Annotated in this window: 17 protein-coding genes, 1 tRNA gene and 1 pseudogene; 16 read left to right on the top strand and 3 right to left on the bottom strand. The window is 62.9% G+C overall.

Annotated elements, in window-relative coordinates; genetic code table 11:
- Positions 1-154: 154 nt before the first annotated feature.
- From CFR79_RS02290 to CFR79_RS02275, 4 genes and pseudogenes are all read left to right on the top strand, one after another.
- A complete protein-coding gene (locus CFR79_RS02290) occupies positions 155-3001 on the top strand; it encodes a DNA translocase FtsK (RefSeq protein ID WP_110546805.1) in 2847 nt (948 codons plus the stop codon).
- A pseudogene (locus CFR79_RS02285) lies at positions 2998-3757 on the top strand (RluA family pseudouridine synthase). The gene CFR79_RS02290 and the pseudogene CFR79_RS02285 overlap by 4 nt, the downstream one beginning before the upstream one ends.
- Positions 3739-5847 (top strand): hypothetical protein, encoded by a 2109-nt coding sequence (locus CFR79_RS02280; RefSeq protein ID WP_110546803.1) that lies wholly within the window; start codon positions 3739-3741, stop codon positions 5845-5847. The pseudogene CFR79_RS02285 and the gene CFR79_RS02280 overlap by 19 nt, the downstream one beginning before the upstream one ends.
- Before the next feature lie 35 nt (positions 5848-5882).
- The gene (locus tag CFR79_RS02275; protein WP_110546802.1) at positions 5883-6554 is read left to right on the top strand and encodes a histidine phosphatase family protein; all 672 of its coding nucleotides are present in this window, start codon (positions 5883-5885) and stop codon (positions 6552-6554) included.
- A 27-nt stretch (positions 6555-6581) separates the two neighbouring features.
- Here the strand turns inward: CFR79_RS02275 and CFR79_RS15765 are convergent, their stop codons facing one another.
- Entirely contained in the window at positions 6582-6722 is a 141-nt protein-coding gene (locus CFR79_RS15765) for a hypothetical protein (protein WP_162900411.1), read from the bottom strand.
- A 237-nt stretch (positions 6723-6959) separates the two neighbouring features.
- Between CFR79_RS15765 and CFR79_RS02270 the strand changes: the two genes are divergently transcribed.
- From CFR79_RS02270 to CFR79_RS02255, 4 genes are all read left to right on the top strand, one after another.
- Positions 6960-7394, top strand: a complete 435-nt coding sequence (locus CFR79_RS02270; protein ID WP_371207379.1) for a nucleoside deaminase — start codon at positions 6960-6962, stop codon at positions 7392-7394.
- Between the two features lie 120 nt (positions 7395-7514).
- Positions 7515-9089, top strand: coding sequence for a Do family serine endopeptidase (locus CFR79_RS02265; protein ID WP_102325005.1), 1575 nt, complete (start codon positions 7515-7517; stop codon positions 9087-9089).
- Between the two features lie 186 nt (positions 9090-9275).
- On the top strand, positions 9276-10190 hold the full coding sequence (gene folD / locus CFR79_RS02260) for a bifunctional methylenetetrahydrofolate dehydrogenase/methenyltetrahydrofolate cyclohydrolase FolD (protein ID WP_102325279.1): 915 nt from the start codon (positions 9276-9278) through the stop codon (positions 10188-10190).
- Position 10191: 1 nt separating this feature from the next.
- Positions 10192-10926 (top strand): methylenetetrahydrofolate reductase, encoded by a 735-nt coding sequence (locus tag CFR79_RS02255; protein ID WP_110546801.1) that lies wholly within the window; start codon positions 10192-10194, stop codon positions 10924-10926.
- Between the two features lie 17 nt (positions 10927-10943).
- Here CFR79_RS02255 and CFR79_RS02250 read toward each other — a convergent pair whose 3' ends face one another.
- On the bottom strand, positions 10944-11519 hold the full coding sequence (locus tag CFR79_RS02250; RefSeq protein ID WP_110546800.1) for an NUDIX domain-containing protein: 576 nt from the start codon (positions 11517-11519) through the stop codon (positions 10944-10946).
- A 209-nt stretch (positions 11520-11728) separates the two neighbouring features.
- Between CFR79_RS02250 and CFR79_RS02245 the strand changes: the two genes are divergently transcribed.
- From CFR79_RS02245 to CFR79_RS02210, 7 genes are all read left to right on the top strand, one after another.
- Positions 11729-12931, top strand: a complete 1203-nt coding sequence (locus tag CFR79_RS02245) for an MFS transporter (RefSeq protein ID WP_102325008.1) — start codon at positions 11729-11731, stop codon at positions 12929-12931.
- 48 nt (positions 12932-12979) lie between these two features.
- Positions 12980-13564, top strand: a complete 585-nt coding sequence (locus CFR79_RS02240; protein WP_102325009.1) for an LOG family protein — start codon at positions 12980-12982, stop codon at positions 13562-13564.
- A gap of 55 nt (positions 13565-13619) precedes the next feature.
- Positions 13620-13696: transfer RNA gene (locus CFR79_RS02235), tRNA-Pro, on the top strand.
- A gap of 176 nt (positions 13697-13872) precedes the next feature.
- Positions 13873-14664: a polyprenol monophosphomannose synthase gene (locus tag CFR79_RS02230; protein WP_110546799.1), complete on the top strand. Its 792-nt coding sequence runs from the start codon at positions 13873-13875 to the stop codon at positions 14662-14664.
- Between the two features lie 244 nt (positions 14665-14908).
- Complete coding sequence (locus CFR79_RS02225) at positions 14909-16420, top strand: glycosyltransferase family protein (protein WP_110546798.1); 1512 nt, start codon at positions 14909-14911, stop codon at positions 16418-16420.
- Between the two features lie 298 nt (positions 16421-16718).
- Positions 16719-17822: a hypothetical protein gene (locus CFR79_RS02215; RefSeq protein ID WP_110546796.1), complete on the top strand. Its 1104-nt coding sequence runs from the start codon at positions 16719-16721 to the stop codon at positions 17820-17822.
- Positions 17823-17828: 6 nt separating this feature from the next.
- The gene (locus tag CFR79_RS02210; protein WP_110546795.1) at positions 17829-18050 is read left to right on the top strand and encodes a hypothetical protein; all 222 of its coding nucleotides are present in this window, start codon (positions 17829-17831) and stop codon (positions 18048-18050) included.
- A gap of 68 nt (positions 18051-18118) precedes the next feature.
- On the opposite strand, the gene treF is transcribed toward CFR79_RS02210, so the two are convergent.
- On the bottom strand, positions 18119-20461 hold the full coding sequence (gene treF / locus CFR79_RS02205; RefSeq protein WP_258373395.1) for an alpha,alpha-trehalase TreF: 2343 nt from the start codon (positions 20459-20461) through the stop codon (positions 18119-18121).
- An 868-nt stretch (positions 20462-21329) separates the two neighbouring features.
- Between treF and tldD the strand changes: the two genes are divergently transcribed.
- Positions 21330-22790 (top strand): metalloprotease TldD, encoded by a 1461-nt coding sequence (gene tldD, locus CFR79_RS02200; protein ID WP_110546794.1) that lies wholly within the window; start codon positions 21330-21332, stop codon positions 22788-22790.
- The last annotated feature ends 41 nt before the right edge of the window (positions 22791-22831 follow it).

Raw genomic sequence — 22831 nt, 5'->3', positions numbered from 1 at the left:
TTTTATGTAAAGCGGCCTTCTGTCCACGGGGCGGACAGGGTTATAGTTACACCGTTTAGCGGAAATGATGGCATGATGCGCGACGGTCATTTCTCCAGTGCCTCTGGTTCCCGGCGTCCATGTGCGCGGGACTATCTGATCAGGATATGGATTTTTGGCGATCTTCAGCCGTTTTATCCCTGAATCGTTCTCTTCGGACTCGATGCGTTCGCGCGTGCGCGAACGTTTGGCCGAAGCCGGGGGGCTGGGGTTGTGGAGTCTGGCCCTGTGTCTTGCCATCGCGTTATGGAGCTATGATCCGCGCGATCCATCCGCCAATACCTCCAGCTCGCAGCCACCCGCCAATCTGCTGGGCCGTCCCGGTGCGTATATGGCCGATATCATGCTGCAGGATTTCGGCATCGTGGGGGGGCTGGCCATTCTGTGTCTGCTGGCATGGGGCTGGCGCCTGATCCGCCATCGTGGGCTGGCCGCTGTCATACTGCGTATCGTCGCCCTGCTGTGCAGCCTGCCTGTGGTGGCCGCCGATATCGCGGCCGTGCCGCTGCTGGTGCCGGGTTTCCCCGCTGCCTTGTGGCCGACCGGTGCGGGGCTGGGCGGTGCGGTTGGCCTGTCCATCGCCCATATGTCCATTCAGGCGGCGACCGTGTTCGTGGGGCGCGGTGGCCCCGCCCTTGTCTGGGTGCTGGGCCTGACGCTGGGGCTGCTGCTGCTGCTGCTTGCCTTCGCGCTTTCCTTTGCTGAATGGAAAGGGATCGGGCGCGGTATCAGGTTCCTGCTGCGTCAGCCCGTAGTGCTGACCCGCTGGCTGCGTCGTGTAACCCATCATGCCGCCGAAGCCCGGAAGGCGAGGGAGGAAGAGGAGACGCACCAGCCCGCGCCCGGCCGCGCTGCCGCCTACGCCCCGCCTTCATCCGGAATGGGGGAAGCGGGGCTGGAGGCGTCACCTTTCCTCAAGACCGCGCATGGTATGGAACCTAGTCTTGAGGACATGCCCACGCCCCGCATGGCGGCAGGTACGGCCATCATGCCCGTGGCGGACCCGGCGGCGGCAAAGGCCGTGCCTTCCCCCGCGGCGAAGACCGTATCCGCGCCTGTCCGGGTGGCGGAAGACCAACCCCGCCCGGCTGTCGCCGCACGTAAGGCGGACGGGCCTCGCGCGCCACAGGTATCCCTTCAGACAAGCTGGATGCATCCGCCCGGCATGGATGAGGAAATCACCCAGCCCCTGCTGATGGGTGCTCCATCATCCGATCGCCTGCCCTGGCATGAGGATCCCGCGCCCGAGGAAACGGGTGCGGTCCTTACCCCTGCGCATGATGAACTGCCGCCCGGTATTGCGGAACCCGCCCGGCCGACGCTCCTGTCGCGCTTCTTCTCCGGCGGCGGCAGGACGGCGGCGGAAGAACCCGCTTCCATGCCGGATGCCTATGATCCGTCCCCCATGACCGGCGCGGAGGAGACGACCTACACCACCCCGCCGCAGCCGGAATGGCAGTTTCCATCCCTGTCGCTTCTCAAGCCCCCGGCATCGGACGAGACGACAAAACCCACCGAGGAACTGCTTCAGGCCAACGCGGCCCATCTTGTCACGGTCCTGTCGGAATATGGCGTGCAGGGTGAAATCGTGGCCTATCATGCGGGGCCGGTTGTCACGCTGTACGAACTTCAGCCTGCACCCGGCATCCGCGCCGCGCGTGTCATAGGGCTGGCTGACGATGTCGCACGCTCCCTGTCGGTGCTGAGCGTGCGGATCGCCACGGTGCCCGGACGTAACGTGATCGGGATCGAGGTACCCAATACGCGGCGTGAGACCGTCTATTTTTCCGAACTGCTCATGGACCCGCAGTGGTCGCATTCCCGCGCACGCCTCAATCTGGCGCTGGGCAAGGATATCGCGGGCGAATCCGTATACAGCGACCTTGGCTCCATGCCGCATCTGCTGATCGCGGGCACCACCGGGTCGGGCAAGTCCGTTGGCGTGAACGCCATGATCCTGTCACTGCTCTACCGTCTTTCGCCCGAGCAGTGCCGCCTGATCCTGATTGACCCCAAGATTCTGGAACTCTCGATTTACGAGGGCATTCCCCATCTCATGACCCCGGTGGTGACGGAACCGGCCAAGGCGGTCGCCGCCCTGAAATGGGCGGTGCGCGAAATGGACCGCCGCTATCGCGCCATGGCGCATCTGCAGGTGCGTAATATCGCCAGCTACAATGAACGCGTGGCCGAAGCGCGTGAACGCGGCGAGATCGTGACCCGTCGCGTGCAGACCGGTTATGACCCTGAAACCGGCAAGCCCACGTTCGAGGAGCAGCAGCTTGCCCTCGACTCCCTCCCTTATCTCGTCATTGTTGTGGACGAGATGGCCGATCTCATGATCGTGGCGGGCAAGGAAATCGAAGCCCTGCTGCAACGTCTGGCACAGAAGGCGCGCGCGGCGGGCATTCACCTGATCCTTGCCACCCAGCGTCCGTCGGTCGATGTGATTACCGGCACCATCAAGGCCAATTTCCCGACCCGTATTTCCTTTCAGGTCATCAGCAAGTTCGATAGCCGTACCATTCTGGGCGAGCAGGGGGCCGAGCAGCTTCTGGGCCGTGGTGACATGCTGTTCATGCAGGCTGGTGGCCGGATCACGCGTGTGCATGGTCCCTTCGTGGATGATAACGAGGTCGAGGCGGTCGTGGCCTTCCTGCGTACGCAGGGCGAACCGATCTATGACGACGATGTCATTTCCCCGCAGGAAGAAGAAAGCACGAACAAGCCTTTCTCCGCCCCGGCAGGCGGGAGCGAGGATGACGGCCTGTTCGCGCAGGCGGTCGAGGTCGTCGCGCGGGAAGGTAAGGCGTCCACGTCATTTATCCAGCGGCACCTGTCGATTGGCTATAACCGTGCGGCCAAGATCATCGAACAGATGGAAAAGGAAGGGCTGGTCAGTGAGGCCAATCACGTGGGCCGGCGTGAAGTCCTGATGCGTCGCCCATCGGATGACGAATGAGGGGCAGGACCATTCCGCCCCTGCCTGCGCACCCTTCATCTCCGCTACCTTTTACGGTCCTGTACCGCGATAACCGTTTTGTGATTCTGGACAAGCCACCCGGTCTGCCCGTCCATCCCGGCCGGGATGGCGGCCCGAGTGTGGAAGACTGCTTCCCCCTGCTGTCGCGCCACCGTAATGGCCCATGGCTGGCCCACAGGCTGGATCAGGACACGGCGGGCTGTCTTGTCGTGGCGTTGCGCAAGCAGGCCCTTGTTGCGGCGCAGGCGTGTTTTGCGGCGGGACAGGCGCGCAAGGTTTACTGGGCCATGGTGCAGGGAACACCGGCTGCGTCATCAGGCGTGGTGAATGCGGCGCTGGCGCGGGTGGAGCACGGGCGGCAGTGGCATATGCAGGTCGTAAAAGAAGGGGGCCAGTCGGCCCGTACGCGCTGGCGCGTGCTGGGGCAGGGGCGCGATGCGCAGGGTGCGCCGGTAAGCTGGCTGGAACTGGTACTCGATACCGGGCGAACTCATCAGGCGCGGGCGCATTGTGCTGCCATCGGATGCCCCATACTGGGCGACGGGCGATATGGCGCAGCAGGGACGGGGGCGTTATACCTCATGAGCCGGAGCATTTCCCTCCCGCTGGACGTTCCCGTGCATGCCACGGCCATGCCCCCGGAGCATATGCGCCTGCTTATGGCCCAGGCAGGCTGGACCCTGCCGTCCGACAACGTGGAATAAGGAAGCAGCACGGTGTTCGCCCACACATTGACGCAGGAACTGATGCGCGTTCTGGAACGGCCAGACCTGCGCGTGATTGCGGGGGAACGGCGGATCGCGCTGGACCCCGCGCTGGACCTTCCATTCCGTATCCAGCCCGATGGGGGCGTCGTACTGGGACTGCCGGTGCAGGGACAGCAGGAGGTCACGGCCTTTTACCTGCGTCATGCGCTGGAACTGGCCGTCCTGCGGGAAATCGCGCCGGAGCGGCCCATGTGCGCGGCTTTCTGTGCGGCACGTACGGCGGCGCTGTTCTGGTATCTCGATACCGGTCGGCAGGATGCTGACGCACCTGCCGCATGGGTGCCGATCATGGCGGGGGATGACCTGCCGGGTGTTTCCGTCCTGCAGGAAATCTGGCCCGCGCTGGCTCCTCTGCAACCCGCCCTTTCCCAACGGGGCGGGCGATGTTCCTTTCCACAACTGCATGACAGGCTGCAGGCCCTGTGGCCGCTGCTGGGGCCGACCGAAAGCCTTATGGCTACGGGGGGCGATGCGCGGCTGGCGGTCGATCCGGCAACCGGACTGAATCACTATGGCTGTTCGCACCGGCCGCGTCCGTGGGCCATTACCTTTGCTTCCTCCACCGCGTCTTCCCTGTCCGAACGGGGTTTTGCAGGGGCCGAGACGGCGCGGCTGTCCCTGCTGGCAGGCGCATTGCATGACAGGACGGACGCGGCTGCGTGCAGTCTCGATGCCGGCATACAGGCCCAGATCGCCGCCCATTTCGGCCTGACGGCGGAGGAAGGGGTCGTACTGGCTCCCTCTGGCACCGATTGCGAACTGTATGCGCTGGCCCTTGCCGCGCGGGCGCCCGGCGGGCGTCCCGTCGGCAATATCCTGATTGCGCCGGAAGAAACCGGCAGCGGCGTGCCGCTTGCCGCCATGGGGTGTCACTTCGCCAATGATACGGCACGTGGCCTTGCGGTCACGCGCGGCGCGCGGATCGACGGGTTTCGCGCCGATACGCTGGTGGTGAATGTTCCCATGCGGGATGCGGATGGACATGTCCGCGCTCCGGCGGATGTGGATGCGGAGACGTGTCGCCTGACGCATGAACTGCGCCGTGCGGGTCGCCATGTGCTGCTGCATCGCCTCGACCTGTCCAAGACCGGCCTGCTGGCACCGGGACTGGACGCACTGGAACAGGCATGCGCTCCTGATGGGCATGATGGTGAGTGTCCCGATGTGGTGGTGGATGCCTGTCAGGCCCGGCTCGACCCGCTCAGGGTACGTGCCTATCTGGACCGGGGCTGGATGGTCATGATCACCGGCTCCAAATTCTTTACGGGGCCGCCTTTCTGCGGGGCGCTGCTGTTACCGGCTGCGGTGCGGCGCAGGCTGGATGGGGGTGATCCCCTTCCTGCGGGTCTGGGGGCGTATAGCCATCGCCATGCCTGGCCTGCTGGCCGGGCGGTGGATGTGCTGCCGGTGGGGCATAATATCGGCCTGATCCTGCGCTGGCGGGCCGCGCTGTCGGAAATGGCGGCACTTAGCGCCATCCCCCGCGCGGTGGTCCATGACCGGCTGAAGCATTTCCTTGTCGCGGTGGAGGTACGGATCACGCGCGACCCCCATCTGGAACTGCTGCCCCCGGTACCGCCGCAGCGGGCCGATCTGGATAACGCATGGGACTGCCTGCCAACGATCATGAGCTTTTTTGTCCGTGCGCCGGACAGTAAGGCCGGAACCTTCCGTCCGCTGGCGCTGCCACAGGCGCGCCAGCTTTATGCGTGGCTCAATACCGACCTGTCGGACCTTGTTCCGGCCAATGATCCGGATGCGGCTGTCGCGTCCGTCCTGTGTCATATCGGCCAGCCCGTGCCGCTGGCCCATCCCGACCTGCCTGGCGTTCTTGCGGGTGCGCTGCGGATTTCGGCCGGGGCGCGACTGGTTTCGGGCGAACCTTCCCATGAAGGGATGGACCCCACTGGCCGCCTCCAGCGCGAGGCACGCAATGTGAGCCGGGTTCTCGACAAGGTCGGACTGATCGTGCGGCACTGGTCGCGGCTCAGCGCCGCCAATCCGGCGCAGACCTACCTGCCACATGGCTGGCAGGTCAGGGCAATCCTGCCCGCCTGAATTTTCCTGATTTTCCTTCCCGACGGATTTTGAGTGTGACGACGCAGAACAATCACGGCAATTTTCTCGATACACCCCAGCTTCAGAAGGGTGTCACCCGTTTCTGGCTCATCCGCCACGCGCTGGTCGAACAGAATGCCCGCATGCGGTTGTATGGCGCGATGGACGTGCCGCTCTGCCCCGACAGTCTGGTGGCCCAGCGGCGCATGTACGAATCGCTGGCCCACCGGTTGCCGCGTGGCGCCCTGTGGTTCACGTCCCCCCTGTCACGTACGCAGCAGACGGCCCGCGCCATTCAGCAGGCCGGTTATGGCGAGCATGCGTGGCAGGTGGAACCTGACTTTACCGAACAGTCCATGGGCGACTGGCACGGCATTACGCACGATACGCTGCCCAACAGGCTGAGCCAGCCCGCCCATCCCTTCTGGTCCGTCAGTGCGACCGAACTGCCGCCGCAGGGCGAAAGCATGGTGCAGGTCTGTTCGCGCGTCGGGGCCTGCCTGGACCGGCTGGCTGACCAGAACGCGGGTCAGGACATGGTGGTGGTCAGCCATGGGGGTGCCATCCGGGCCGCGCTGGCGCATGCGCTGCGCGTGCATGCCGAAACCGCATTGCATTTTTCCATCCAGAATCTGGCGCTCAGCGTGATTGAACGCCTGACGGAAGGGTGGCGTATCGTGACCGTCAACGAACTGCCCATGCCCTGACCGTGTCGGATTGCCCCGTATCCTGCCCTATTGCGGACCGGAATAGAGCAGGCAGGTAAGGGCGCAGGTCTGGCCCGTCCTTACGGGGCGGTAGCGGGTGGTGTCATCCGCCGTGGCCATTCCCGCTACGATGGCGGCGGTGGCAAGAACCAGTGTCAGTGTATGCATGACCTTACCCCCCAATAAATGGGCCGGTTATGATCCGGGCGATGGCGCGGCCCGGAAAAGACCGGCCTGCCCCTGAGTACGTAACGATACTGTCAGGTCCGGGTTGCCTGAATCCAGTCCAGAACGTGCGACCGCTGGGGCGCTGATCAATGGCGGTGCAGGGCCCGGCCTTGCCGGGGCGTGCGGGCTTGCTATCGTGGTGCCATGATACGCTCACGCCCGTTACCGGCCCATTTCATGGATATCGCGATGGAGGAGGCGCAGGCCGCCGCCCTGCGCGGGGAAGTGCCGGTGGGCGCTGCCCTGTCCGGACCGGACGGGCAGTTGCTGGCCCGCGCGGGCAACCGGGTGGAAGAATGGCATGATCCCTCCGCCCATGCGGAAATGCAGGTGATGCGTGCGGCAACCGCGCAGCGCAGCGGGCGTCGGCTTGCGGACTGCGTGCTGTACGTCACACTGGAGCCTTGTCCCATGTGTGCGGCGGCGGCCACGCATTTCCGGGTGGGGCGGATCGTATTCGGCGCCTATGACCCCAAGGGCGGCGGCGTGGAGCATGGTCCGCGCGTGTTTTCCCATCCCGGCTGCCTGCATCGCCCCGAAATCGTGGGGGGCGTGCGCGAGCGCGAAACGGGACGGATGCTACAGGATTTTTTCCGCCACCTGCGTGCCTAACCTATTTGTCATGCAACGGTATAGGAGGGGTCGGCTCCCTTGTGGCACAGTGCAGGGAATGGGATTGTAGGCATCGGCGATCAGTCCCGTCCGTTGTTTCGAGTTTGCAGCAGGACCATCATGTTCAGGGGTATCATGTCAGACGTATTACGGTCGAACACCATTTCCTTGCGCCGGTTTCGTGGCTCGCTGCTGGCTTCTCTGGTGGCCAGCACGGTAGTTGGGGGCGGTCTGCTCGCCGCCCCTCCGGCCCGGGCCGATGACAGCGGGGTTATCCGCCCTGATACGCAGATTCAGCAGCTGCCGAATTTCGTCCATCTCGTCAAACAGGTCAAACCCGCGGTCGTATCCATCACCGCGCGCATCAAGGACCCGGACATGAGCGAGGAGCAGGGCGCGGGTGGCATGCCCGGCGGCGGCTTCCCGTTCCCCTTTCCGTTCCAGATGATGCCGCAGCAGTCCCACCAGACGGTGGAGGCGCGCGGATCGGGCTTCATCATCTCGCCCGACGGGTATGTGGTGACCAACAACCATGTGGTGAAGGGTGCGACCAAGGTTACGGTCACGCTGGATGATGGCACGGCGCTGCCCGCCAAGATCGTGGGACGCGATTCCAAGACCGATATCGCCCTGCTGAAGGTCTCGCCCACAAGCAAGCTGCGCTTTATCGAACTGGGCGATTCCGATCGGGTCGAACCGGGTGAATGGGTGGTTGCCGTGGGCAATCCCTATGGTCTGGGCGGGACGGTCACGGCCGGTATCGTATCGGCCCGGGGCCGCGACATTGGCGATGGCCCGTATGATTCCTTCATTCAGGTGGATGCCCCCATCAACCGGGGCAATTCCGGCGGTCCGCTTTTCACGCAGGATGGCAAGGTGGTGGGCGTGAATACCGCCATCCTGTCGCCATCGGGTGGTTCGATCGGGATCGGCTTCGCCATTCCTTCCGATACCGTCAAGAATGTTGTCGACCAGCTTGAAAAGACCGGCCACGTCACACGCGGTTACCTTGGGGTGACAGCGCAGGTCATCACGCCATCCATGGCCAGCGCGCTTGGTCTGAAGCCTTCGGCATCCGGTGCGCCCGCCACCGGCGCGCTGGTTGCCAGTGTAAGCTCCGGCAGCCCCGCCGAAAAGGCCGGACTGAAGGCCGGTGATGTCGTAACCGAACTCAATGGCCGCGCCGTCGATACACCGCACACCCTGGCGGTGGAGGTGGCATCCATCACCCCCGGCACGAAGGCTTCCATTTCCTACCTGCGCAACAACAGGCCGCAGACGGCAAGCGTTACGATCGCCAGCCTTGGCAAGGGTGGGACAGCCGACAGCACGGTGGGTGATACCTCGCACGATGCGGAGAAGGGACCCCGCCTTGGCGTGACCCTCGCCCCGCTTACGCCTGACATGCGCCAGCAGCTCGGGCTGGAAGAAGGGGTGCGCGGTGTGGTCGTAAGTGACGTGCAGCCCGGTTCGCCTGCGGAACAGGCCGGTATCCATGCCGGTGATGTCATTCAGGCCGTGGGCGAGGTGCCGGTTGAAAACCCCCGCGCGACGGTTTCCGCCATAAGGCAGGCCCTGCAGGCCAACCATTCCGTGCTGTTGCGGGTGGTACGTAACGGGCAGAGCGTTTTCGTGGCGGTCAGCCCCAATGCGGATGACAACGATGCCCCGACGGGTGAGGACGACGACCAGTAAGTCATCCCCGATCAGTCGGTTCGCGTGGTGGCCGGGGCGGCGACGTCCCGGCCATTTTTTATGTGCGGTGACGGTACAGGGAAATTTTTTTTAACGTTTGCGCCAGAAAACCCGCAGGCAATGATTGTCGCCCGGTAGCTTCTTGCCTTATCTGCTCGCATTGCCATGTTTCTTTCCGGAGGGATGATGACCGGCCCAGCAGTATCCGATGCGCAGGAACCATCTGGCGCGCGCCTGATTGATGGAAAGGGATTTGCCGCCCGCCTGACGCAGGATATCGCCACCGAAGTCCGCGCCTTCTATGACCGTCACCATGTCACACCCGGTCTTGCGGTCGTGCTGGTGGGAAATGATCCGGCCAGTGAGGTCTATGTGCGCAACAAGGCGCTGCAGACCCATCGGGCAGGCATGCGTTCGTTCATGCATATGCTGCCCGCGACCACATCACAGGAAGAACTGCTGGGCCTGATTGCCCGACTGAATGCCGATCCGGAAATCCATGGTATTCTGGTGCAGTTGCCGCTGCCAGCCGGGCTGGACCCGGTTGCGGTGACCAACGCCATCCTGCCCGAAAAGGATGTGGACGGGCTGGGGGTGGTCAATGCGGGGCGGCTTGCGCTGGGCCTGCCCGGTATCGTGCCCTGCACGCCGCTGGGCTGCCTGCTGCTGCTGCGTCATTACGTGGGGGACATGCGTGGCAAGGACGCGCTGGTGATCGGTGCGTCCAATCTTGTGGGCCGTCCCATGGCGGAACTGCTGCTGCATGAAGGCTGCACCGTAACCGTTGCCCATATCGATACCCGCGATACGGCGGCCCTTGCACGGCAGGCGGACATCCTTGTCGTGGCGACGGGGGTGCGTGAACTGGTGCGCGGTGACTGGATCAAGCCCGGTGCCACCGTGATTGACGTGGGCATATCGCGTGTCACCCTGCCGTCAGGCAAGACACGGTTGGTGGGCGACGTGAAATTTGACGAAGCCGTGCAGCATGCGGGCCTCATTACGCCTGTGCCCGGTGGGGTCGGTCCCATGACGATTGCCTGCCTGCTGCGCAACACGCTTGATGCGGCACGGGTGATTGTTGAAAAGCGGACGGCGTGAAATGACCCTGACGTCTGTTGAACTGATCCCGCGCGATTCCGAAACGCTGCTGCGTGACGCCCATGAGGTCCGTCAGTGTTTTCCCGATGCGCAGATGATCAATATCCCCGATCTGCTGCGCTTTCCGCTGCGAAGCTGGGAAGCCGCGACCCTGATCCGGCCGGTCTTTCCCCGCGTGATCCCGCATATACGCGCAATCGACATTGCCCCCAATGCGCCGCTGCCCGGCGCGGATGATGAGGGCCTGACCGAAGTGCTGGTGGTGCAGGGCGATCCGCCATCGGACCTGAAGCACCGTACCTATCCCAATACCAGCGAAAGCGTGATCGCCCGTTATCGCCGTGAGGCACCGCACCTGACGGTCTATGCCGCCTTCGATCCTTACCGCCGTGCGCCGTATCAGGAAATGGAAGCCGTTGCGCGCAAGAAGGATGCCGGGGCGGCGGGATTGTTTACCCAGCCCGTATTCGACATGCGCATGCTGGATCTGTGTATGAACTGGCTGCATGGGGAAAACGTGTTCTGGGGCATTTCCCCGGTAGTCGGCCCAAAATCGCGCTCGTACTGGGAAACGACGAACCACGTCATTTTCCCTCCGGACTTTGAGCCGACGCTGGAGGCGAACATTGCCTTCGCCCGCCAGATGATGGCGGCAGTCGCGCAGGCGGGCGGCAACACCTATCTTATGCCGCTGCGCGTTAATCTGGAGCGTTACCTCGCGCCCTTGTGCAGGTAGAGCATCCCGTCGCGCGGCTAGATCCAGCCGCGTGCCCGGATCAGCCCGAATGCGGCAATTGTGACCATGCAGGTAATGCGTCCATCCGTAATCATCGCCTCCATTTCCGGCAGGGTTACGGTATGGCAGGTAATGTCGGCTTCCGTTTCCTCGCGCTGGTGCGGACCCTGCCGCAGGCCGGTGGCAAGGTAAACACGGCCCTTCTGGGTGGTGATGCCCGCACCCTGGTACAGCAGGCCGGCATCGCGCATCGTATCAGCGACAAGGCCGGTTTCCTCGCGCAGTTCGCCGCGTGCGACCTCATCGGGGGCGGCATCGGGGCGGTGTTCCCACATGCCCATGGGCAGTTCCCACATCCGTTTCCGCACAGGATAGCGGTACTGGCGGATAAGGGTCACGCGCGGGCCGTCGGTATCGTTCCATAACGGCAGGATCACGACAAAATCGCCCCGTTCCACCACGCCGTACAGGCCCTGCCTGCCATCGGGGCGGATGATGATGTCCTCCCTCACGCGCGTCCATGGGTTTTCATAGGCCACGCGGCTGGAGACGGTGATGTATCCACCCGCATCGGGTGTTGGGGATTGCGTCATGTGGCGTGCATCCTGTGTCATCATGCCCCGTGCCGCCCGTTTGCGTCCCGCACAGGAGATTGTGTAGGGCTAAAGGTGATCGCCCGGGTTTTTAAGATTTTTCCTTAATCCGTATTGTGCTTTCGTTACAAAGCCATTTTCTCAGGCAGGTCAGGATTGCCGTCACGCGCGCGCCGGCCGGGGCGCCTGTTTCTCAGTTCGTGGAGTGTATGCGTATCATGTCCGGCTCGCAGGCATCATCGGTGTCCCATACACGGCGGATACTGGCCGTCGTGCTGTTCAACCTCCTGTGCTATATCGATATCGGCCTGCCGATGGCGGTCATTCCGGTTTTTGTAAATCAGGTGCTGGGCTACAATACCGTTCTGGCGGGGCTGGCCGTATCCGTGCAGTATCTGGCGACATTCGCTTCGCGCGCCAGTGCGGGGCGGCAGACGGACCGCCTGGGGGCCAAGCCCACCGTTGTCCGGGGGCTGGCCATCTGCACGCTGTCGGGGGTCATGCTGCTTCTGTCCGGCGCCCTCATGCATTTTGCCGCGCTGTCCATGGGATTGCTGATCCTGAGCCGCATCCTGCTCGGGATCGGGGAAAGCTGGACCGCCACGGGCGCCATCATGTGGAATATCGGCCGCGTAGGCGCGGCGCGGACCGCGCAGGTCATCTCCTGGAATGGGGTTACATCCTATGGCGGGATCGCGCTGGGCGCGCCCATTGGTCAGGTCCTGTCCGGCCTGCCCCTGCCATTTGGCGGCCTGACCATGGTGGGGCTGTTATCCGCCGCCCTTACCCTGTTCGGGTTCGTGCTGGCCCGCCGGTATGAACCGGTGCCCCCGGTGCCCGGCAAGGGGCCGCCCATGCCATTCAAGGCCGTGTTCATGCGCGTCCTGCCGCATGGAATCGTGCTGGCCTGCGGTTCGGTGGGGTTTGGCACGATTTCCGCCTGTCTGGCCCTGTTCTATGCCCATAATCACTGGCAGGGGGCTGCCGTGGCGCTGACCGGGTTCGGGGTCATGTTCAGCCTCATGCGCTTCCTGTTCGCCCGCCAGATCGACCGGCGCGGCGGGCTGGTGGTCGCCCTTGTATCGCTTGTGGTGGAAACGCTGGGACTGGTCGTTCTGTGGCAGTGTGACAGCGTGCCCGGGGCAGCACTGGGGGCCGCGCTGACGGGGGCCGGTTTCTCACTGGTCTTTCCTGCCATGGGGGTGCTGGCGGTGGCCCGGGTCGGGCCGGAAAACAGGGGTTCGGCGCTGGGTGCGTTTTCCGTTTTCCTTGATATAGCCGTGGGCCTGTCGGGGCCGCTGCTGGGCTTGGTGATCCAGACAATGGGATATGGCGCGCTGTTTCTTGTCTCCGCCCTGTTTACGTTCGCCGGTGTGGGTGCGACCATTGCGCTGAAATTTCTGCCCCGCTGAAGGGTGGTGCGGGCAAAGTGACATAGCTGCGGGAGCTGAGCTGGATAAATGCAGATTTCATCTGTTGCCGTTTTTTGTGGATCGCGTTTCGGGGCGCGGGCGGAATACGCGGCGCAAGCCCGCGAACTGGGCACGGCACTGGGGCAGGCCGGTTTGCGGCTGGTTTATGGTGGGGGCCATGTCGGGCTTATGGGCACCGTGGCGGATGCAACGCTGGCGGCTGGCGGGGCCGTTACCGGGGTTATCCCTTCCTTCCTGCACACGCGCGAGATCATGCATGAAGGGGTGACGGACCTGACCGTGACGGAAAGCATGCATGAGCGCAAGGCGCTGATGTTCGAGGCATCCGATGCCTTTGTGGTGATGCCCGGTGGCCTTGGCACGTTTGACGAGACGATCGAGATCATGACCTGGCGGCAGCTTCGCCAGCATGACAAGCCCATCTACATCGTCAATATCTCCGGCTGGGCGGACCCGCTGCTGGCGCTGGTCGATGCCAGCATCGCTGATGGTTTCGCAGCCCCTACGGCCCGCGCGCTGTTCGAAGTGGTGCCCGATGTGGCGGCACTTATGGCGACGCTGGCTGAACTGCCGGCCCGTAGTGACGCGCGTGACAGGGTCACGACATTGTAAATCTTTTCATCTTCCCCTTGCGTAAAGGGGCATGGGCTTGTATAGCCGCCTGCAACGGAGTGTAGCTCAGCCTGGTAGAGCACTGTGTTCGGGACGCAGGGGCCGGAGGTTCGAATCCTCTCACTCCGACCAGTTTTGCAGGCCGGTTACCGTAAGGTAACCGGCCTGTTTCTGTTTGTACCGGTGGCCCTGCTCATGTTGCGGCAAGGGGGGAAATGTTTTACCTTCCCACGCCGAGTGATAAGGGGGCGCGTTGCCATTGCAGCGTGCCTGTATCCGTATGTTAATCCCCGGGACATCGCTGAATTATGCAAGTTTCTCCTGAACCCGTGCCGCAGTCAGCGCATGAAGTGAAAACAGCCCGCCCGGGGCCAGCCCTCAGCATCATCATTCCCTGCTATAATGAACGGGGCAATATAGAACCCCTGTTCAATGGCGTTGCGCGTGCGGTGACCCGTTATGACTGGGAACAGATCTTTGTCGATGACAGTTCCCCTGATGGCACCATAGACGAGGTGTGGCGTCTGGCGCAGATGGACAGCCGGGTACGCGGCATCCTGCGGGTTGGGCGGCGCGGGCTTTCATCGGCCGTGATTGAAGGGATACTGTCATCCTCTGCCCCCGTGGTGGCGGTGATGGACGGGGACCTGCAGCATGACGAAACCCTGCTGGAACAGATGGCTGATGCCATAACCCGCAATGGATATGACGTGGCCATCGGCAGCCGTCATGTCGAAGGTGGTGATAACAGCGGCCTTGCCAATAGCTGGCGGCTGTTCCTGTCCAATGCCGGAATCCGGCTTGCGCAGTTCTGCCTGCCGGTGCGTGTCAAGGACCCGATGAGCGGCTTTTTCGCAGCCCGCCGCGATCTGTTTGTCCAGTCCGTCAGCGACCTGTCGGGCACCGGGTTCAAGATCCTGCTGGATATGCTGATGGTCCAGAAAACCTCCCCCAAGGTCATCGAACTGCCATTTGTCTTCCGTACCCGTAACGTGGGGGAAAGCAAGATGGACCAGAAAGTCCTGTTCCAGTTCGCGCATATGATTGTGCACCACATGCTCAGGAAAAACAGCCGCGTCTCACGCCAGCCGTCATCGTGACGATAAGACCCGGCAGGGGTGTTTTTTCATATACCGCATAAGATTTCCTGTTCCACCTGAGAACTGGTCTCCTTCCTTATGCAACAGAGTAGTGACCGGAAGGGGGTATTTTACGGACCGCCAGCCTGTCGGCGACCCAGAAGAACCGGGGCAGAGCAATCCGTCAGTTCAGGAACGTTCCCGGACCCGATGAGAAGGGACCATATTTTTTCTACGGACCGGCTCAATTCATAATGAAAAATGAATGTGGGATATGAAAAAGAATAACGGGATAAATGTATCCTTCATAATATTCATATTTGTTATTTCTTTTTTGTATCGGTTTTCGATACCGTATTTCTATCCTGCCGCCCTGCGGGCTGATGAAGTCTTCCAGACCCTTGAACCTGCCCATCGTTTACTGACCGGTCATGGCGTGACGACATGGGAATGGCAGGCCGGTATCCGGAACTGGCTCTTTCCGGATATGATCGCCGGGGTGTGGCGTGTAACCGACGCGCTCGGACTTGGTCATTCCCCTTTGTGGATACAGGGTATCCTGTGTGTCCTGTCGCTGGGGCTTGTTGCGGTCTTCATGGCGCTGGGGGCAATTGTGGCGGGGCGGACAGGGCTGGTGGCCTGCGGCCTTGTCGGTGCCCTGTGGCCGGATCTTGTGCTGGGCGCTTCGCGTACGACGACGGAGGTGCTGGGCGGCAATCTGCTGGCGCTGGGCACGCTTCTGGGGGTGGTAGCCCACGCATTGCCGTCCGCCGGTGCGTTTACGGTTTCATGGCGTCGATCCTATGATGTCGCCCTGTATGGGGCGGCTGCGTTCTTTATCGGCTGTGGCGCAGGACTGCGGTTCCAGCTTATGCCCGCTGGCCTTCTCGCGCTGGCGTGGATGGCCTGGTGGCTCCGGCGTCGCCCCGCTGTCGTGGCGCTTATGGCTGTCGCTTCTGCCTTGCCTGTAGCCGGTTACGGTCTGGTGGACCTGCATACGTCCGGTACGTTCTTTGGATCTGTTTTCCGTAATGTACATGCCAATATCGGGCAGAACATCGCCGCCACTTATGGAACGGCCCCATTCTATTTCTATATTGTCGATCTGTTGGGCCGATGGCAGGTCGGTTTTGCCATTGTCGCGTTCTTTTTCCTGCGCGGATGCCGTCAGTTCCCCATGCCTTCCGCAGTGGCGGGGATAATCATCCTTTCCCATTCAGTGATCGGGCATAAGGAACCCTCGTTCATTTATGGCGCCATTCCGCTTCTGCTTGCGGTGGCGGCCATGCGGTTTGGTGAGTGGATGGATCATGTTTCCGTCCTGCGTCCGGGGCATTGGGCCATGATGGGGCTGGCCATCGTGTCGCTGTCCGGCTTTGTACAGCAAAATTACCTTGCCCGTATCCGCAACAGTAATGCCCTGATCCATTTGCAGCAGGTGGCGGCACGGCAGAAGGACCTCTGTGGGCTGGCGTTTCCCGTGCGGGGCGAATGGGCCCATACGGGGGGGTATTCCTATTTCAGCCGCCGGGATGTCCCGATCTACTTCGCCGGTGACGGGCCATCCCTTGCCGCCCTGTCGGGTGGTTATAACTACATCATAACTTATGGCCGGGCCTGGTCATCCCCACCCGAGGATTCCGCCATTGCCTGTCGACGGGAATTCTGCCTTTTCCGCGTCGCGCCAGCCTGTACTGCGCCGCCTGATTATGACCAGTTCAGTCAGGGCATGACCATTTATGAAAGCAGGATACATCAGGGGATCGGGAAGCTGTGAGATACGTAGCTGCTGCGGGGATCAGGAGCCGGGTGCGCCGCGGTATTGTTGTGGGTATCGGGGATGCAAAACGCCTTATGGGCCTGTGTGTCTATTATGGCGGTAAAGCTGTTTTTCCTTTGCGCCCCGGTGGCTGGGTTCTGCCACTCGGGAGGCGCATGACCGTCGGTGCATTTCAGGCCGGGCATAAAACCGGATTCTTCCGTGCTCCCTTCACGGGCGGCGTAGGCAATCTCTGTGCCTTTCATCAGGTGTCAGTTATCTGAAGCGGGTCTGCAGGGCAGTAATCGGAACCTATATGAAAACCAGAATCTGGGCTTACCTTCTTCTTGTGCATGTTGTGGTGCTTGCCTGCGTTGCGGTATTGGCCCTGCCTTCTGGCGGGGTTGTCGCGGCATCGTGCCAGTGGGACTGTTTCGACGCCTACATGCGTATTGCCCGGCAGGGATACGAACATGCTCCCTCCCTCGCTGCGCGTTGGCTGGGGGAGGCGAACTGGGCGTTCTTTCCTGCTTTTCCCCTTTCCATCCGGGGGATGGCGCATCTGACTGGCGTGTCGGTGGAAGCCGCAGGTATGATCCTGAACGCCATGCTGCTGCCTGTTGTGGCCTGTCTGTGCTACCTGTACCAGAACAGGAAATGGGGGCCGGTTGATTACCGCTTCTACTTCGTGTTCTTCTTTACCTTCCCGGCCACACTATGGTTCAGGATACAGTATAGCGAATGCATGTTCGGGCTGTTCCTTATGGGAATGGCATGGTCGGTCCTGAATAACCGCTTTTTCGTGGCGTCGCTCTGTGCCCTGCTTCTGTGCCTGACCCGGCCGACTGGCATATTATGCGTGCTGACATTTGCCGTATTCTACCTGTTCAACGCATGGCGGCAGACATCGGGGAACAGGGGCGGGCAGCGTCTGGCCTTACTTGCGGCGCCTGTCACGAATGCGGCCCTGCTGGTCACGGCTGGTGGGACCGGCATCTCACTGTTCATGATCTACCTCTATTATTTTATGGGTGACAGCCTGGCGTTTTCGCATGTGCAGATTGCGTGGCACCGGGTCTTTCATTTTCCCGGCTACTGGGCATGGTACAATATTACCCATAAAACCCACCTCAATCTGGTGATTGCGGCGCTGGTGGACGTGCTGGTGATTTACGAAGGGTTCCGGAAGAAACTCTATCTGGAGGCAACGGTGCTGCTGGTCACGTTTCTGGTGGCCTCTTCATCCGGCCTTGTGTCCATCCATCGCATCGTTATGGCGAACCCTTTCTTTTTCATGATCGTATATGCGTGGCTGATGGACAGGCGTCCTGCGACCCGCAGGACGGTAGTGGCGTTTTTCTGTGTTACGCTGCTGGTGTTTACGGTCATCTGGTTTCATCACACCCATCTGCTTTACTAGGACAAGATGCGCCCTTTTTCACAGTCAGCCCGGTGGTACCTGCTGCGTATCGTGCCGATCATCCTGCTGGGCGGGATCAACCTCTTTGCCTTCAGTCTGCGCTGGCACCCGCATGTCAGCGAGAATTATCGCAATTTCTATATCCGGCATTCGATCGACCTGGGGGAGTATGAGGCCAATGAGATCCGTGGCGTCTACACCAGCCATGAGGATCGCTGGAGCCGGTAGCTGAGCGTATGCTGGTGCCTGTCCATGCCGGATTGAAAAAAGGGGGAGACCATGGTCTCCCCCTTTTCTTATTTGGGCTGGGATACGTTTTCGCCTGTGGCGGGGGCGGCCTTCTGTTCCGTCTGGCCTGAACCGGCATCAGGCGGGACCGGTCGGGCTGCGGGCTGCTCCACCTGCGCGGGCGCAGGTGTGGACGGCGCAGATGGCGTGGTGGTGCCCGATGCGTTGTCGGCAGGCTGCGCCGGTGTTTCCACCTTCGGTGGCGCGGCTTGCGGTGTGGCCGCCGTGTTCTGGGTCGCCGCAGGCGCTGTTGCGGCGGTATCCGTCGTCGGCGTGGATGCAGATGCAGGTGCCTGTTGCGGAGTTGCCGGGGTGGCCTGCGCGGCAGTGCTGCCTGCGTCCTGCTGCTGTTGTGCTGGCGTGGTCGATGTGGCTGCCGGTGCCGCTTCGGACTGGGCAGGCGGCGATACAGGGGCGGGGGCAGGGATCTGCGTTGCCGATGTCGGGGCGCTGGCCCCCACGGTGGACATCTGCGGCAGCGCCGGGGTCGGTGCCACCGGACGTGGCGTCAGGTCCAGTGTGGGCAGGCTGTAGCGGCTCAGCGTATCCGCATCGGTCTGGACGCCATAGGCGTTCATGGGCGGAAGCGGCTGGGGTGAAGGCTGGTCAGCCGCCGGGTTGCGGTCAAGCACTACGCGGGTGTTCTGCGGGTAACGGTTCATGAAGCCCAGCAGCGTGCCGTTGGTCCAGCCAAAGCCGATCTGCATCGGGTATTCGCCGCCGCCCTTGCCGCCTTTGGGATTGATGTAGGGATTGACCACATCATATTTTTCCAGAAGCACGCCGGATTTTTCGTAGGTGCCGATCACGCGCCCCATCCAGCGCGCTGCAATGTCGCTGGCGAGCGTATCATAACCGTATTCGTTGAAGCCCTTTACCGCCATCCACTGTAGCGGGGCCCAGCCATTGGGGGCATCCCACTGCTGTCCGCTGGTGCGTTCGGTGGCGATCAGGCCGCCGACCTGAAGCAGGTTCTTTCTTACGGTTTCCGATACCGCCTTTGCCTGTTCCGGTGTCGCCATCTGCAGGAACAGCGGCATGACGGTCGCCCCGGACAGGATGGAGGTCGACTCGCCCTTCTTCCAGTCATAATCAATGTAGGCGGCCCTGCGCTCGTCCCACAGGACGCGGCGGACCGCTTCAATGCGTTCTTCCGCCAGACGCGCATAGCGCGCTGCCGCTTCCTTGTCGCCTTTCAGCTCATAGGCATGGGCCAGTGTCTGCTGCAGGTGCGGGATCAGGCAGTTCAGTTCGACCGTAAGCAGGTCCGTGGTGTGGATGGTGGACAGGGTATGCCCGTCCGCCAGCCAGCGGGAGGAGAAATCCCACCCCGTTTCCGATCCCGCCCGCAGGTCACGGTAGACCTCTTCCTTCGGTCGGTCGGAATGGGCGGCGGTGGCCACGTCCTGCGGGTAGCTTTCGTCGCGCGGGGTGTCGCGGTCATCCCAGTGGCGGTTCATGACCGTCCCGTCCGGCAGGCGCACCACGCGGCGGTAGGCTCCGCCGGGGGGCACGGAATCCTGCCCGTCCATCCAGTAATCGTATTCAGCCTGCAGTTCGGGCAGGAAGGTGGTGTAGGCTAGTTGCCCGTCATGCATGGCCAGAAGATCGACCATGAGCGAGAAGAACGGCGGTTCCGACCGGCTGAGGTAATAGGTCCGGCTACCGTTGGGAATATGGCCATACCGGTCGATCATCGCCGCCATGTCGCGCACCATGTCGCGCATGAGATCGATTTTCTGGTTTTCATACAGCCCGATCATCGTGAAGTAGCTGTCCCAGTAATAAAGTTCACTGAAACGGCCACCGGGCACGACATAGGTGTAGGGCAGCGGGAGCTGGGATGAATAGGCAACCGCCATGTCCGGCGGGCGGCTCAGCACTTCCCACATGCCGTTGATGTAATCGCGCACGTTTTCATCCGGGCTGCGCTGGTACGACACGGTCTTGCGTTCGGGCAGGGTGAAGTGCTGCGCCACGAAATCCTTGAGCGAGAAATCAGGACGCAGCCGGGCGATCTTGTACTCGGCCAGCAGGTCTGCCGGGGCTTCATCGGGTATGGCGTCGGCGGCGGTCTTGGCGTCGGTGTAGATATGGGCCTCACCAATGGCCTGGAACAGACCGTCCAGTGCAATGGACGGTGGGCGCAGGTCCTCGACGGGTGCCAGTGGCACGCCTGCCGCGTGGGGCTGCGTGGTTGCGGCCTGTGCCGCATCCTTCGGCGCAGGGCTGGTGCTGCCTGCCTGTGCCTGACCTGCTGGCGGTGCGGCAGCCGGTTGCGCGGCGGCAGGGGCGGACGCATTGCCCGGGGCTGCCGGAACGCTATTGGCCGTGGGTCCGCTTGCCGGCATGGGCGTGGCGGGAGCAGGGGCGGTAGGCCGGGCCGCTGCTGTGGGGGCAGCCGGAGTAGCCGTTACATTCGTATCGCTGTTGGCCGTAGGGCCGCCTGCCGCCGTGGAGGGAGTGGGCGCGGACGCATCAGGGCGCGCGGGTGGCTCCACCGCCGTCGGGGCTGGTGTGGGCGCGGCAGCGGGGGGGGGGGCTGTTGTCGTGGTGTTGCCCGTACCGGACCCGTCCGCTGTGGCGGGTGACGGGGCAACGGGCGGCGTATCGGTGCTGGCGGGGCCAGCCGCCGGAGTCGTGACGGGTGATGCAGACGGCATGGTTCCGCTCCCAGACAGCGGTTCAGGCGTTGGCACCGAAGGCGTCTGTTCCCCCTGTTTCGCGGGTGTGGCCGCTGTACTGTCAGTCGGGGCGGGAACGGTGGCGGAAGGTGCCGCTGCTGTCCGTTCCGCACCGGCGGGGGGCGCGGACGGGACGGCAGCGGAGGGCTGCGCGGGGGACGTGGCCTGTTGGGCGGCAGGTTCTGTCTGGGCCAGGGCCGGGGTCCCTGCGTAAAGCAGACCGGCCAGAAGAAGCCCGGCATGACGGGGAAGGGACCGGGAGAGACTTGAACCACACAGAAGGGAAATTTTCACGAGACGCCGTTTCTTCGAACAATGGATACCCAATTCTTGCACAATGCCCTGCCTTTCCTGCCTATCACAAAGGGAAACCTTCCAGATGGAGGGAAGTTCATTTTCACGTATGGCACCGGTCACGAAGGCTCCCCAACTTTCCCATGGGGGCAAAGCGGGCTATGCTGCCCGCCCCCTGCCGGGCTGAGCGGCCTGAGCGTTTCGTGTCCCTTACCTGTTCCGCCAACCGGAGTTGCCATTCATGCCCGCATCCCTTCAGGGTCTTTCCCCGCTGGCTGCAACCGATGCCCTGTTTTTCGAGCGCGCGAGCGCCCGCCTGGGCCGCCCCGATGCCGAACGCCTTGTCCAGCAGGCGCTGGAGGGCATGGACGATGGGGAACTCTTTCTGGAATATCGTGAAAGTGAGGCCATCTCCCTTGATGAGGGCGTGATCCGTTCCGCCACCTTCGACACATCTTCCGGCTTTGGCCTGCGTGCCGTGCTGGAGGAGGAAACCGGTTTTGCCCATTCCGATGAAATAAGCGAAAGCGCCATCCGGCGCGCGGCTGAAACCGTAACCCAGATACGCGCTGGCCGCACGGGCACGCTGGCGACGGGGCCGCGTTCGACCAATCACCGCCTGTATCCGGACATCAACCCGCTGGGGGAAGGTGCGTTCGCCACCCGTGCGGCCATGCTGTCGGAACTTGATACCTATGCCCGGGGGCGGGATGCGCGCGTGGTGCAGGTGATGGCGTCCATTTCGGCGGAATGGCAGGCAATCCAGATCCTGCGCCCCGACGGGCAGCGCATGGCTGACATCCGCCCGTTGGTCCGCATGAATGTATCGGTCGTGGTGGAACAGGACGGACGGCGTGAGAGCGGCGGTCACGGACTGGGTGGCCGCTACTCCTATTCCCGGCTTCTCGCGCCGCAGGTGTGGAAGAACGCGGTGGATGAGGCGCTGCGCATGGCGCTGGTCAATCTCGATGCCCGCCCCGCCCCGGCGGGGGAGATGGAAGTGGTGCTGGGGGCCGGGTGGCCCGGCATCCTGCTGCATGAAGCCGTGGGCCACGGGCTGGAAGGCGATTTCAACCGCAAGGGTACCTCCGCCTTCGCGGGGCTTATGGGCAAGCGTGTCGCGGCCCCCGGTGTGACGGTGGTGGATGACGGCACCCTGCCCGAACGGCGCGGCAGCCTGACCATTGACGATGAAGGCACCCCCACGGGTCGCACCGTAATGATCGAGGACGGAATCCTGACCGGCTATCTGCAGGATCGTCTCAATGCCCGCCTCATGGGCGTGGCCCCCACGGGTAACGGGCGGCGGCAGTCCTACGCCCATGCGCCCATGCCGCGCATGACCAACACCATCATGCTTGGCGGTGACGCCACGACGGAAGACATGATCCGCACCACGAAGCGCGGCCTCTACGCCGTCAATTTCGGTGGGGGACAGGTGGACATCACTTCGGGCAAATTCGTGTTCGCCGCATCCGAAGCCTATCTGATCGAAGACGGCCGCATCACCGCCCCCGTGCGGGGGGCAACCCTGATCGGTAACGGTGCGGATGCCATGACCAAGGTGACCATGATCGGTGGCGAACCCGCGCTGGACCCCGGCATCGGCACCTGCGGCAAGGCCGGTCAGGGCGTGCCGGTGGGCGTGGGCCAGCCGACCCTTAAAATGACCGGCCTGACGGTAGGTGGCACGGGGGGCTGAGGCCCCCGTCAAAACCATGGAACAGGCCGCGTCGTGGTGAT

The sequence above is a fragment of the Komagataeibacter saccharivorans genome (assembly GCF_003207825.1).
Lineage (GTDB): Bacteria > Pseudomonadota > Alphaproteobacteria > Acetobacterales > Acetobacteraceae > Komagataeibacter > Komagataeibacter saccharivorans.
The sequence above is the reverse complement of the archived record's forward strand: the minus strand, read 5'-3'. Positions and strand labels throughout refer to the sequence as shown.

Excerpts from the sequence above, each read along its gene's own strand:
- tldD (WP_110546794.1), top strand. The coding sequence starts at position 21,330 with ATGCCCGCATCCCTTCAGGGTCTTTCCCCGCTGGCTGCAACCGATGCC.
- CFR79_RS02265 (WP_102325005.1), top strand. The coding sequence starts at position 7,515 with ATGTTCAGGGGTATCATGTCAGACGTATTACGGTCGAACACCATTTCC.
- folD (WP_102325279.1), top strand. The coding sequence starts at position 9,276 with ATGACCGGCCCAGCAGTATCCGATGCGCAGGAACCATCTGGCGCGCGC.
- CFR79_RS02255 (WP_110546801.1), top strand. The coding sequence starts at position 10,192 with ATGACCCTGACGTCTGTTGAACTGATCCCGCGCGATTCCGAAACGCTG.
- CFR79_RS02250 (WP_110546800.1), bottom strand. The coding sequence starts at position 11,519 with ATGACGCAATCCCCAACACCCGATGCGGGTGGATACATCACCGTCTCC.
- CFR79_RS02225 (WP_110546798.1), top strand. The coding sequence starts at position 14,909 with ATGTGGGATATGAAAAAGAATAACGGGATAAATGTATCCTTCATAATA.
- CFR79_RS02210 (WP_110546795.1), top strand. The coding sequence starts at position 17,829 with ATGCGCCCTTTTTCACAGTCAGCCCGGTGGTACCTGCTGCGTATCGTG.
- CFR79_RS02270 (WP_371207379.1), top strand. The coding sequence starts at position 6,960 with ATGGATATCGCGATGGAGGAGGCGCAGGCCGCCGCCCTGCGCGGGGAA.
- CFR79_RS02240 (WP_102325009.1), top strand. The coding sequence starts at position 12,980 with ATGCAGATTTCATCTGTTGCCGTTTTTTGTGGATCGCGTTTCGGGGCG.
- CFR79_RS02215 (WP_110546796.1), top strand. The coding sequence starts at position 16,719 with ATGAAAACCAGAATCTGGGCTTACCTTCTTCTTGTGCATGTTGTGGTG.
- treF (WP_258373395.1), bottom strand. The coding sequence starts at position 20,461 with ATGCCGGCAAGCGGACCCACGGCCAATAGCGTTCCGGCAGCCCCGGGC.
- CFR79_RS02230 (WP_110546799.1), top strand. The coding sequence starts at position 13,873 with ATGCAAGTTTCTCCTGAACCCGTGCCGCAGTCAGCGCATGAAGTGAAA.
- CFR79_RS02245 (WP_102325008.1), top strand. The coding sequence starts at position 11,729 with ATGCGTATCATGTCCGGCTCGCAGGCATCATCGGTGTCCCATACACGG.
- CFR79_RS15765 (WP_162900411.1), bottom strand. The coding sequence starts at position 6,722 with ATGCATACACTGACACTGGTTCTTGCCACCGCCGCCATCGTAGCGGGA.